Origin of the sequence: Methylobacterium sp. Leaf100 (assembly GCF_001422845.1) — a bacterium.
Classification (GTDB): Bacteria; Pseudomonadota; Alphaproteobacteria; order Rhizobiales; family Beijerinckiaceae; genus Methylobacterium.
In genome coordinates, this window is sequence record NZ_LMMW01000001.1 from 30687 (window position 1) to 42460 (window position 11774).

At 71.7% G+C, this 11774-nt stretch carries 9 protein-coding genes; 4 read left to right on the plus strand and 5 right to left on the minus strand.

The window, feature by feature from the left end; genetic code table 11:
- Positions 1 to 19 precede the first annotated feature (19 nt).
- The 4 genes from tssC (ASF25_RS00115) to tssA all read right to left on the minus strand — a co-directional run bounded on the left by tssC (ASF25_RS00115) (position 20) and on the right by tssA (position 4669).
- Entirely contained in the window at positions 20 to 1432 is a 1413-nt protein-coding gene (gene tssC / locus ASF25_RS00115; RefSeq protein WP_244472846.1) for a type VI secretion system contractile sheath large subunit, read from the minus strand.
- Positions 1433 to 1439: 7 nt separating this feature from the next.
- Positions 1440 to 2933, minus strand: coding sequence for a type VI secretion system contractile sheath large subunit (gene tssC / locus ASF25_RS00120; RefSeq protein ID WP_056302569.1), 1494 nt, complete (start codon positions 2931 to 2933; stop codon positions 1440 to 1442).
- Between the two features lie 2 nt (positions 2934 to 2935).
- Positions 2936 to 3472 (minus strand): type VI secretion system contractile sheath small subunit, encoded by a 537-nt coding sequence (gene tssB, locus ASF25_RS00125; RefSeq protein WP_056302571.1) that lies wholly within the window; start codon positions 3470 to 3472, stop codon positions 2936 to 2938.
- 120 nt (positions 3473 to 3592) lie between these two features.
- Positions 3593 to 4669, minus strand: coding sequence for a type VI secretion system protein TssA (gene tssA / locus ASF25_RS00130; protein ID WP_056265799.1), 1077 nt, complete (start codon positions 4667 to 4669; stop codon positions 3593 to 3595).
- A gap of 243 nt (positions 4670 to 4912) precedes the next feature.
- Between tssA and tssH the strand changes: the two genes are divergently transcribed.
- The 3 genes from tssH to ASF25_RS00145 all read left to right on the plus strand — a co-directional run bounded on the left by tssH (position 4913) and on the right by ASF25_RS00145 (position 9252).
- Complete coding sequence (gene tssH, locus ASF25_RS00135) at positions 4913 to 7579, plus strand: type VI secretion system ATPase TssH (RefSeq protein ID WP_082502412.1); 2667 nt, start codon at positions 4913 to 4915, stop codon at positions 7577 to 7579.
- Between the two features lie 66 nt (positions 7580 to 7645).
- Positions 7646 to 8122, plus strand: a complete 477-nt coding sequence (locus ASF25_RS00140) for a type VI secretion system tube protein Hcp (RefSeq protein WP_056171580.1) — start codon at positions 7646 to 7648, stop codon at positions 8120 to 8122.
- A gap of 116 nt (positions 8123 to 8238) precedes the next feature.
- Positions 8239 to 9252 (plus strand): LysM peptidoglycan-binding domain-containing protein, encoded by a 1014-nt coding sequence (locus ASF25_RS00145; protein WP_156368794.1) that lies wholly within the window; start codon positions 8239 to 8241, stop codon positions 9250 to 9252.
- Positions 9253 to 9286: 34 nt separating this feature from the next.
- On the opposite strand, the gene otnI is transcribed toward ASF25_RS00145, so the two are convergent.
- Positions 9287 to 10078: a 2-oxo-tetronate isomerase gene (gene otnI / locus ASF25_RS00150; RefSeq protein ID WP_056302575.1), complete on the minus strand. Its 792-nt coding sequence runs from the start codon at positions 10076 to 10078 to the stop codon at positions 9287 to 9289.
- 158 nt (positions 10079 to 10236) lie between these two features.
- Here otnI and glp point away from each other — a divergent pair, with 158 nt between their 5' ends.
- The gene (gene glp / locus ASF25_RS00155; RefSeq protein ID WP_056302576.1) at positions 10237 to 11487 is read left to right on the plus strand and encodes a gephyrin-like molybdotransferase Glp; all 1251 of its coding nucleotides are present in this window, start codon (positions 10237 to 10239) and stop codon (positions 11485 to 11487) included.
- Positions 11488 to 11774 lie beyond the last annotated feature (287 nt).

An 11774-nucleotide genomic window follows, 5' to 3' on the forward strand; every position in this document is an offset into this window, starting at 1 on the left:
TCTGGCGGGGGAAACGGCGTCACGCGCCGCTCTGTGCGGTGGTGACCTCGGCGACGAGCTGGAAGCTCGCCGCGACGTCGTCGAGCTGGAAATGCGGCTGCAGGCGCAGGGTGCACCCGAGCACGCCGGGACGGCCGGGAATCTCGCGAACCTCGACGCCGGCGTCGCGCAGGGGGTAGCGCGCCTTGAGCTCCGGAGCGGCGGTGTCGTTGCCCAGGCGGTACCGGGCGAGCCAGTCGACGATCAAGCGCTCCACCGCGGGGGCGTCGCCGAGGCGCCCGACCTGATCGCGCATCATCACCTTGAGCGTATGGGCGAAGCGCGCGGCGCAGAGCACGTATTGCAGCATGGCGGCGAGCCGGGCGTTCTCCTCGGCCGCGGCGCCCAGGCTGTGGGGCGGCCGATGCAGGGACGGGTTGGCGTTGAACACCAGGGAGGCCGTGAACGGCACCCAGCCCACCGGGATGATGCCATGGTCCGACAGCTGGCGTTCCTGGCTGGCGGTGAGGCGGATCTCCACGGGGGGCTGCGCGGCGAGGCCCGGCCGATCGGTGCCGAAGGAGAGCGTCGGCAGGTCGGTGACGAGGCCGCCGCCATCCTGGTCCTGCGGGGCGCCGCGCAGGTCCGCGAACCAGCCCGACAGTCCGAAGGCGCGCAGGACGACCCGGGCGAAGGCGTAGATCGGGCTGCCCCACAGGAGGGCGTGGCCATCAGCCCGAACATCCTCCTCGAACGGGAAGCCGTCCACCCGGCCGCGATGGTGGGCGCGGTGCGGCCGGCGCATGAGCACGCGCGGCGCCAGGATGCCGAGGAACCGGCAATCCTCCGTCTCGCGCAGGCTCTTCCAGCGGAGGAAGTCGGGTCCGTCGAAGGCGCCGCCGAGCTGCGGCAGCCCGTCGAGGTCCGTGAAGGCGTCGACCGCGAGGGTTTCGGGCCGCAATGCGGTGAGGAACGGCGCGAAGGCCGCGGCCGCCACGCCGGCGATGCCCTTGAGCGCGGCGATGTCGTCGGTGCGGTCGACGGGATCGAAGCGGTGGCCGACCGCATAATCGCCGAGCAGCAGCCCGAACGGCTCGCCCCCCGGCATGCCGAATTCCTGCGCGTAGACGAGTTCGAACAGGCGGCTCTGATCGAACTCGACCGCCCGCTCGAAATCCCGGCACAGGTCGCGCCAGGACACCGAGAGCAGTTTGACCTGGACGTCGCCCGTCTCGGTCGCCACCCCGACCAGGTAGGCGAGACCGCGCCAGCGCGCCTCGAACGCCTGGAACTCGGCATGATGCAGGATCGCGTTGACGGACGTGTTGAGCGCGCGGTCGATCAGCGCGACGAGGCGGTCGGCCTGCCTGCGCGCGGCCGCGCCATCGGACGGGGCCGCCTGCCCCATCCCCCCGAAGGACGATGCGGGCTGTGCGCGGTCCGCGTCGAGCACCGGGCGATCAGCCCTGCCGCGGGATGCGGGCCACCATGCGCAGGGAGGTCGTGAGCTCCTCCATCTGCAGCCAGGGCCGCATCCACGTGATGGCGTTGTAGGAGCCGGGCCGGCCGGGGATTTCCTGGACCTCGACCTTGGCCTCGCGCAGGGGATAGCGGGCCTTCATCTCCGCGCCGGCGTCGTCGTTGGCGTTGACGTAGTTGCCGATCCAGCGGTTGAGCCACTTCTCGCAGTCCTCGGCCTCCATGAAGGAGCCGATCTTGTCGCGGGCGATGACCTTCAGGTAGTGCGCGAACCGCGCGGTGGCCATGATGTAGGGCAGCCGGGACGAGATCGCGGCGTTGGACGTCGCCTCCGGGCGATCGTACTTCTCGGCCTTGTGGGTTGTCTGCGCGCCGAAGAATACGGCGTAATCGGTGTTCTTGTAGTGGCAGAGCGGCAGGAACCCGAGCTTGCCGAGTTCGGCGTCGCGCCGGTCGGTGATGCCGACCTCGGTGGGGCATTTGAGGTCGAGGTCGCCGTCGTCGCTCTGGAAGACGTGCATCGGCAGGGATTCGACCTTGCCGCCGCTCTCGGCGCCGCGGATGGCGGTGGCCCAGCTGGTCTTGGCGAAGGCGTCGGTCAGGCGGGCGCCGAGGACGAACGCGGCATTCGACCAGCAATACTGCGCGTGGGTGAGGGATGTGCGCTCGCCGACGAGCCCGCCGGGCGTCTCCTCGAAATCGAACTCGTCCACCGAGCGGGTCTCGCGGCCGTAGGGCAACCGCGCAAGGACGCGCGGCATGGTCAGGGTGACGAAGCGGGAATCCGGCGAATCCCGGTAGGAGCGCCACTTGGCGTATTCCACCGTGTCGAAGATCTTCTCGAGGTCGCGCGGCCGGGCGAGATCGCGGAAATCCTCGAAGCCGAACAGCTTCGGGCTCGCGGCGGCGATGAAGGGCGCGAACGCGGCACCCGCCACGCCCGAGAGCCCCTGCAGCATCTCGATGTCCTCGAAGTGGTTCGAGAACTCGTAGTTGCCGATGAGCGCGCCGTACGGCTCGCCGCCGGGGGTGCCGAACTCGTTCTCGTAGATCGCCTTGAAGATCTGGCTCTGGTCGAACTCCGTCGCCTTGAGCAGATCCTTGCCGAGCTCGCGCTTCGAGACGTTGAGCACGCGGATCTTGAGGTTGGCCGACGTCTCGCTGTTGTGGACGAGGTACTTCAGGCCGCGCCACGATCCTTCCAGCTCGAGGAACTCGGGATCGTGCATCACTGCCGCGAGCTGGCGCGAGATCCGCGCGTCGATCTCCGCGATGGCCCGGGTCAGGGTGACGGTGAGGTTGCGGTCGAAACTCACGGTGCCCGCGAGGGCGGTCTGCGTGAGGGTGCGCAACAGACCCTCGGTCCGGTCCGGCTCCGTCTGCTTCGTCGCCGCGATGGCCGTATCGAGCAGGCTGGTGGAGCCCGTGACCGATTCCGTGGTCGGGAGGGTGCGGGGATCGGCGGATCGCGACATCGTCAGAGAGCTCCGTCGGGGGTGTGGGTCGGCGGCGAGCCCGGTGCCTCGCGGTCGAGTTCGCCGACGAGGCGGCGCAGTTCGCCGTTGTCCTGCAGGATGCGTTCGAGCAGGAGCTCGAGATCCTCGGATCGGTCGGCCTTGGTCATGAGATCGCGCAATTCGTTGCGGGTCTCGAACAGCTTGGCCAGGGCCGGCACCTGCCTGACGATGGCGGCGGGCTCGAAGTCGTCGAGCTTGTTGAAGCGCAGCTTCAGCGCCATCTGCGTCCCGTCGTCGGCGAGCGTGTTGTCGACGAGCAGGTTGAGGCCGGGCGCCATGCGCGTCATGACCTCGTCGAAATTGTCCCGGTCGATCTGGACGAACTTGCGTTCCCGGAACGGCTTGAGCGGCTCCGCCGGATTGCCGGTGAAATCACCCAGCACGCCGACGACGAAGGGAAGCTCCTTCTCGATCAGGGCGCCTTCGGTCTCGACCTCGTACTTGATATGGACGCGCGGCTTGCGCACGCGTTCGAGCTTCTCATGAATGCTGGACACGCGGACCTCTTCCTGTGCTGGAGCCGGGACGGCGATCTAGGCAGCGGGAGCGCCGCGGCGATCCGCGCGCGACGATCCGTGGCGGAGCCGAACCGGCAGGAATTTCGGACCTGGACGGCCTCACGGCACGGGCCTTTCGGCACCGGATTCGATTCCGGCCTGTCGGAGGAACTGAACCCGGCCCGCCGCATCCGGGATCAGCTCGGAGAGCAGATCGAGGAGGCTCATCCGGCCGCGCCGCACGATGGTCTCGAGGGCGTAGGAGATCGGCGAGTGCGGCTCGGCCCGGCGGAAATAGGCGGCGATCCGAAGGAGCTCGTCGAAGGCCTCGTCCCGCGTCGCGATCTCGGTCCGGACGCCCTTCGGGGCCGGGCGAGCGGCCGGCCCGTCGGGAGCGGGCGCCGGATCGGGGGCGTCCTGCGGCACCGGCACGGCCACGGTCGCGGCCGGGCCGTACCAGGATTCGCCAAGCATCCTTCGGTAGACGTCGAGGACGTCCTCCAGAACCGTGCGGATGTTGGACAATGGCGGCGCGTCGGCGCCGCAGAAGGCATCGAGGGTCGCGCTCATGCGCTGAAACGCCTCGTAGGCCGCGCGGGCCATGTCGGCATGGGCGCGCAGGGCCTCGGAGCCCGCCGCCGCCCGCGCCTCTAGGAAATCCTGGCCGGACCGGTCGGCCTCCCGCCCCGAGCGCTGCATGTGCCAGAGGGCGTTCGCGCCGTAGGCGTGGTTCGGAAGCAGCGAGATCATCCGGATCGGCTGAATCAGGACCCCGTCGCCGCCCACGCCGTTCAGTCCGGCCAGGGGAGAGAGCCGGCCCTCCGCATCGTCCTCGTCGTTCGAATGCAGGTCGGGCCAGTACCGGTCGATCAGCCCGTCGACCAGGGCGAAGCCCTGCGCCAGGCCGGAGAAGCCGTCCTGCCGGACGAGCGCCTCGGTGAGCCAGGCGGTGACCTCCAGATCCTTGCTGTGGTTCGCCAAAGCCTCGGCGGCAAGCTGACGGACCGTGGTCCAGGCCGCGGGCACCGAGGTCGGCTCACCCGACGCCTCGGCGGTGCGCTCCGCCGCGCGGGCCTGCGACCGCGCATCCTTCAACCGGAGGTACAGCGCGTCCGAACCGAGATTCGCCCTCAGATCCGAGCCGGCGGGCTCGGGTCCACTGAAACGCTCCAACAGGGTGGCGAGATCGATCGGCATCGACGCTCGATAAAGCGCATCTATCTACGATTGTATAGGCCTTGACCGCTCGCGGCAGAGTTATAATAACTGACGCCCGGGGCGTTCGGCGGACCCCGGCTCGGATCCGAATGGCCGGAGCCGCTCTAGCCTGACGACACAAGTAGAATTCGAACTCCACCTTCCCGACCAAGGCTGAACCCCAGTCGAAGACAGCGATCGCAGCGGCTTCGTGGTCCGGCGCGGCGGAGCAGACGAGATCCCATGCCGACATTCGACCTTCACGTCGTGGTTGCAAGACTGGACCCGCCGCTTCGGCAGGCCCTGGAGAAGGCCGTCGGCCTCGCGGTCGCCCGCGAGCACGGTGCGGTTGAGGTCGAGCACTGGCTGCTGGCCCTCGTCGACGGATGCCGGCCGTTCACCGATCTCTTGAGCGAACTCGACTGCCGGACCGCCTCGGTGTCGAACGAGGTCGCCCATGCACTGGATCGGATGCGCCGCAGCGGCGGCGGCGCCCCCTCCCTGTCGCAGGCGACGATCGGGTGGATCGAGGAGGCCTGGCTGACGGCCTCCCTCCGCTACGGCCGGGATACGGTCACGGCGGCCGACCTCGTCTCGGCGCTGACCACCTCGACCGCGCTCAGGGCCACGGTCCGGGACATCGCCCCGTCCCTTCGGGTCGATCCGGGCCGGGTGGCGGACATGGCCGCGGCCGTTCCGGCATCGGTCCGAGAATCGGGTGGCCCCCCGGTCGACGGCCGTTCGCCCGAGGACGCAGAGATCGAGCGCTACACGGTGGACCTCACCGCCGAAGCCCGGGCGGGCCGGATCGATCCCGTGATCGGGCGCGAGCCGGAGCTGCGCCAGGTCATCGACATCCTCCTGCGGCGGCGGCAGAACAATCCGATCCTCACGGGCGAGGCCGGGGTCGGCAAGACCGCCATCGTCGAGGCGCTCGCCCTGCAGATCGCCGCCGGCGCGGTTCCGGCTCCTCTGGCGGACGTGTGCATCCGTACCCTCGATCTCGGTCTGCTGCAGGCCGGCGCGGGCGTGAAGGGCGAGTTCGAACGCCGGCTCACGGCGGTCATCGCCGCCTGCAAGGCGGCGCCGACACCCGTCATCCTGTTCATCGACGAGGCGCACACGCTGATCGGCGCGGGCAACCAGGCCGGCGGCAGCGATGCGGCGAACCTCTTGAAGCCGGCCCTCGCCCGCGGCGAGGTCCGGTCGATCGCGGCCACCACCTGGTCCGAATACAAGCGCCACATCGAGCGGGACCCGGCCCTGACCCGCCGGTTCCAGGTGGTGAAGGTCGACGAGCCGGGCGAGGAGAACGCCGCCCGGATGCTGCGCGGTCTCGTGCCGGTCCTCGAAGCCCACCACGGGGTGACGATCCGCGACGCCGCCATCGTCGAGGCCGTGCGCCTGTCGGCCCGCTACCTGCCCGCGCGGCAGCTGCCCGACAAGGCCGTGAGCGTGCTCGACACGGCCGCCGCCGCGGTGGCGATCAGCCGTTCCTCCGACCCGGCCGCCCTGCAGGATCTCGTGGCCGAGGCACGATACCTCGAGACGGAGCGGATCTCGCGGGCCCGGGACGGCGACAAGGTGGACGGGGCCAAGGGAGACGGGACCGGCGGGCCGGGATCGCCGGGGGAACTCGACGCCCGCATCGCCGCCGTGGAGGAGCGCCTCGCCGCCGTCCGCGACAGGCTCGGGAAGGAACGGGAACTGATCGCGGCGATCGAGGCCCTGGAGGCCCCCGGGGAGATCGCGCGTCCGGGCGTATCCGAGCGGCACGCCGCCTTGACGGCCGAACTCGCGGCGCTGCAGGGCGACGCCCCCCTCGTCCACCGGGAGGTCGACCGCGAGGCCGTCGCCGCCGTGATCGCGCGGTGGACCGGGATTCCGGCCGGGCGGCTCCTGCGCGACGCGGCCCTCGCCTCGCAATCCCTCGAAGAGCGCCTCAAACGGCGGGTGACCGGGCAGGACGCCGCGCTCGCGACGATCGCGGCCGCGACGCGGACCGCCACCGCCGGCCTCGCCGATCCGCGCAAGCCGCCGGGCGTGTTCCTCATGGTCGGGACCAGCGGCGTCGGAAAGACCGAGACCGCCCTGGCGCTGGCCGAGGCGCTGCACGGCGGCGAGGCGAGCCTGACCGTCGTGAACATGTCGGAGTTCAAGGAGGAGCATAAGGTCTCCTCCCTGATCGGGGCACCGCCGGGCTACGTCGGCTACGGCGAGGGCGGCGTCCTCACCGAGGCGGTCCGGCGCCGGCCCTACGGCATCCTGCTCCTCGACGAGGTCGAGAAGGCGCACCCGAGCGTTCAGGACGTGTTCTACCAGGTCTTCGACAAGGGCTCCCTGCGCGACGGCGAGGGCCGCGACGTCGATTTCCGCAACACCACCGTGATCCTGACGGCCAATGCCGGGTCCGAGACCCTCGCCGCGCTGGCGGCCGACCCGGAGACGATGCCGGAGGGCGAAGCCCTGGTGGAGGCGATCCGGCCCGAGCTCCTGCGCCATTTCAAGCCGGCGTTCCTCGGGCGCGTGACCATCGTGCCCTACCGACCCCTGACGCCCGAGATCCTAGCGCGGATCGCGCGGCTCCAGCTCGAGCGGGTGCGCGAGCGCGCGGCGGCCTCGCACGGGACCCGGCTGGTCTGGGACGACGGAGTCGAGGCGCGGATCGTCGCCCGCTGCCTCGCGGCGGATATCGGCGCGCGGGCCATCGAGGGCACCCTGACCCGCGAGATCCTGCCGGCCTTGTCCGACCTGATCCTCGAACACGCCCTCGACGGACGCGTGCCGCGGGAGATCGCCCTCGGCGTGGCGTCCCACGGACAGTTCACCGCCTCGGCCGACGGGGCCCCCGCCGCAACCGCCGGGGCCGCGACGCCCCCGGTCGCACCCTCGCACGGTCCGCCTTCCTAGGGCGCCGGCGAACGTTCCCGGGCGACGCCGCCCACACCGCTCCACACGAGACACAGGACCCAAACCATGCCGATTTACCTGCAGATCGACGGAATCCAGGGCGACGCCACCCACGAGACGCACAAGCGTTGGATGGACATCGAGTCGCTGCACTGGAACGTGACGCGCAACATGAACACCTTCGCGGGCTCCGCTTCGAACCGCGAAGCCTCCGAGCCGACGGTGAGCGAAGTCACCCTGACCAAGGTCAGCGACAGCTCCACCACCAAGCTGTTCCAAGAGGCCTGCTCGGGCCGCAACGGCAAGACGGCGACGATCCACCTCGTCACCACCGGAAACCCCGGCGACACCTACATCGAGTTCACGCTGCACAACACGCTGATTGCCGGCTACACCGTCGGCACCACGGGCGACCGTCCGGTGGAGACCGTGACGCTGAACTTCACCAAGATGGACGTGAAGTACACGCCGTTCGACGACAAGAACGCGCAGCAATCACCCATGATCGCCTCCTACGACCTCGCCACCGCCCGCTCGTCCTAACGGGCCGCGGCCACACCCGCATCGGAACCGGGCCGCGCCGGCGTGCGGCTCGGGTGGATCGAGATTCGGCCTTCGCCCGCCCCGTGGCGCGGCGGCGGACCAACACGGGGAACCCGATGAAGCCTGTCCGCTACGTGCTGAAGGCGGGCGACACGCTCTGGCGTGTCGCCGAGGCGCATTACGGCGATCCCGCCCGCTGGCCCGATCTCTACGCGTTCAACAATCGCCCGGACATCCTGGCGATGACCGAGCGGCCCCTCGTCAACCCGGACCGGCTGGTTCCGGGCCAGGCCATCTTCCTGCCCGCCAGCCGGGTGCGTGCGACGCAGCGGAGGGCGCCCGCCAGCCAGGCGACGCGCTCGCCGGGGGTGCGCGGCGGGGGGAGCGCGGCAGGGCCGATCGCCGACGGCCTGGCCCGGAACGTGGCGGCCGAGACCCTGGTCAACGATTTCGCCCACGGCTTCCACCTCGCGGACGGGCGCCTCGCGGTGCGGGGCGAGGCGTTCGGCGCCACGCTCCGGATCAGCGGCGCCATCGCGCTGCAGCGCAACGGCCCTGTCCCGCTGGTGAACTACAGCCTTCGCAGCGCCGAGACGCAGGCGCGGACCCAGTCGGCGATGCTGCTGGGGCGGCTCCTGGCCGCGCGCGGCACCCGGCTGGGCTGGAACGCCGGCGCCGCCCGGGTGCGCTACCACGCGCCCCTGCTCGATCTGGCGTCCGTCGCAGCCCCCGAGGCCCGGCTGACACCGGGCGTGACCGCCCGCGGCGAGCCGGTGCTGACGGCGGAGATTACCCTGCCGGACTTCGCGGGCCGCATCGCCAACCACACCTTCGTGGGTCAGGGCGTCACCCTCGCGGTGGAGTTGCGGGCGACGCGGAGCGCCACGGCGGGCGCGGCCGCCCCGACGGGCGCGCGCGGCGACGATCCGTCGACCTGGACCTGGGCGAGCGCCGCGCCGAGCGCGGGGGTGATGCTCGTCGGAACCATCCTGTCGGAGGCGTGCGTGACCCCGGGCGGCGGCCTCACCGACATCGTGACCATGCTCGGGTCGTCCGTGGCCGGGCGCAGCCTGCCCGCCGGTTTCGCCGCGGCGGCCCTGCCGCGCACGCCGGTGCGGATCGGCGGCTGATCCGGCCGCGCGGCGGTGCGGGCGAACGACGGCCTCACCCGCCCACGATCTGCCCGGCCCGGTAGGGGGTGAACCAGCCCAGGCCCGCCTCGGTGCCGGCGGCGGGGTTGTACTCGCAGCCGACGAAACCGGCGTAGCCGAGGCGGTCGAGTTCGGCGAACAGGAACGCGTCGTTCATCTCGCCGGTGCCGGGCTCGTTGCGGGCGGGCACGCTCGCGGTCTGGACGTGGCCGACCAGCGGCAGGAGGGCGCGCAGGCGGGTGGTCACGTCGCCGTGCAGGATCTGGCAATGGTAGAGGTCGAACTGGAGCCGGAGGTTCGGCAGGGCGAGGTCGCGGATGAGATCGGCCGCCGCCCCGAAATCAGCGAGGAAGTACCCCGGCATGTTGCGGGGATTGATCGGCTCCAGCACGAGGTCGAGCCCCGCGCGGGCGAGCCGTTCGGCGGTCCATGCCACGGCCCGGCGATAGGCGTCCCGCGCCGCCGGGTCGCGCGGGTCGGCGAGGCCCGCCATGAGGTGCAGCCGGGCGACGCCCGTGGCGGCGGCGTAGGGCAAGGCCGTCTCGACGCCGGCCTGGAGCTCCGCGAATCGGTCGGCCAAGGCCGCGAGGCCGCGCTCGCCCGCGTCCCAATCGCCCGGCGGCAGGTTGAACAGGGCCAGGGTCAGGCCGTGCCGGGCGAGGCGTTCGGCGATCGCCTCCGGCGGATGGCCATACGGAAACAGGCACTCCACCGCTGTGAAGCCGGCCTGCGCCGCCGCGGCGAACCGGTCGAGGAACGGCACCTCGGTGAACATCAGGGTGAGGTTGGCGGCAAAGCGCGGCATGGGTCCTGGCACTCCTGGGCATTCGAAGAGGGCGTTCGCAACCGGCCGGCCGCGTGCCCGCACATTGCCCTTGGCGAGTCGGCAGGTTAGCCCGGCAGCGTACAGATCCGAAACGGTCCGCGCTTCGGGCTCGGGCCGGAGAAGCGGGATCCGGCGGCATGGCGCAACTCACCGACAGCAGCCTCGTGGGTCGCGGACGATCCCTCGCCCTGTCCCTCGACGAGGCCGTGGCCCGCGTCGCCGCCCTCCCCGTGCGCGCCGGCATCGAGAGCGTGAGCCTCGGCGAGGCCGACGGCCGGGTGGCGGCGCACGCGCTCACCGCCCGCCGCGACGTGCCGCCCTTCGACAATTCCGCCGTCGACGGCTACGCCGTGCGGGCCGTCGACCTCGCCGCCACGGGCGAGACCCGCCTGCCCGTGCGGGGCCGCATCGCCGCCGGGCAGACCGGCATTGCCCTCCCCGGCACCGCCATCCGCATCTTCACCGGCGCGCCGATGCCGGAGGGCACCGACACGGTGTTCATGCAGGAGGATGTCCGCCGCACCGGGGACGAGATCGTGCTGCCGGCCGGTCTGGCACCGGGAGCCAATTGCCGCCGGAAAGGCGAAGATGTCGGGACGGGCCAGCGCATCGTCGCCGCGGGCCACCGCCTGACCCCGGCCGACATCGGCCTCGCGGTCGCCGCCGGCCACGGCCGGCTCGACGTGCGCCGGCGCCTCCTGGTGGGGCTGTTCTCAACGGGCGACGAACTCGCCGAGCCCGGGGCCGCCCTCGAGGCCGGCGCGATCCACGATTCCAACCGGCCGATGCTCGCCGCCCTGCTGCGCCGCCTCGGCGCCGACGTGCGCGATCTCGGTATTCTGCGCGACCGGCCCGAGACCCTCGGCGCGCGCCTCGCGGCGGAAGCCGGCCGGCACGATTGTCTCATCACCACCGGCGGGGTCTCCGTCGGTGAGGAGGATCACGTCCGCCCCGCAATCGAGGCCGTCGGGCGGCTCGATTTCTGGCGCCTCGCCATCAAACCCGGGCGCCCCGTCGCCATGGGGGACATCGCCGGAACGCCGTTCGTCGGCCTGCCGGGCAATCCCGTGGCCGCCTACGTCACCCTCCTCTTCGTGGTGCGCCCCCTCCTCGCCCGCCTCGGCGGCTGGGACTCGCCCCCGCCCCTGGCGGTCGCGGCCCGCGCCGCCTTCGACCACACCAAGAAGGCCGGCCGGCGCGAAATCCTCCGCGTCGGCCTGCGCCGAACCGACGACGGTACCCTCGAGGCGGTCCGGCCCGCGGGCGCGGCGGCGGGCGGTTTGTTGTCCCTCGCGGCGAGCGACGGCCTCGCCCTCTTGTCCGAGGACCTGACCGCCGTGCGCGTGGGCGACGGGATCGCGGTCTATCCCCATACGAGCCTCGCGTGAGCTTGCCGTCGCGGGCGGCGTTGAGGGGACGACCCGCCCGGCCACGGGATCGGGTGCGGGCGCCCTCCCCCGGGAGGGCACCGGGTTCGGACACGGGCCCGCGGGCGCGCGTCGGAAGCCGCCCTCCGCCAGCGTGAGGCACGAGGGCGCTCCCTCTCTTGTAAGGCGTGGCGGCCCGCGTCATCCGCGCGAGGAACCGAGGCCACAGCCCGTGTGGCGTCAGGCTGACAACCGGGGTGGACGAGGTCCCCGTCGGGCCGAGGCTGGCGAAGCGCCCGGACCGTCGA

Excerpts from the sequence above, each read along its gene's own strand:
- tssA (WP_056265799.1), bottom strand. The coding sequence starts at position 4,669 with ATGCCGATCGATCTCGCCACCCTGTTGGAGCGTTTCAGTGGACCCGAG.
- tssC (WP_056302569.1), bottom strand. The coding sequence starts at position 2,933 with ATGTCGCGATCCGCCGATCCCCGCACCCTCCCGACCACGGAATCGGTC.
- tssH (WP_082502412.1), top strand. The coding sequence starts at position 4,913 with ATGCCGACATTCGACCTTCACGTCGTGGTTGCAAGACTGGACCCGCCG.
- ASF25_RS00145 (WP_156368794.1), top strand. The coding sequence starts at position 8,239 with ATGAAGCCTGTCCGCTACGTGCTGAAGGCGGGCGACACGCTCTGGCGT.
- ASF25_RS00140 (WP_056171580.1), top strand. The coding sequence starts at position 7,646 with ATGCCGATTTACCTGCAGATCGACGGAATCCAGGGCGACGCCACCCAC.
- glp (WP_056302576.1), top strand. The coding sequence starts at position 10,237 with ATGGCGCAACTCACCGACAGCAGCCTCGTGGGTCGCGGACGATCCCTC.
- otnI (WP_056302575.1), bottom strand. The coding sequence starts at position 10,078 with ATGCCGCGCTTTGCCGCCAACCTCACCCTGATGTTCACCGAGGTGCCG.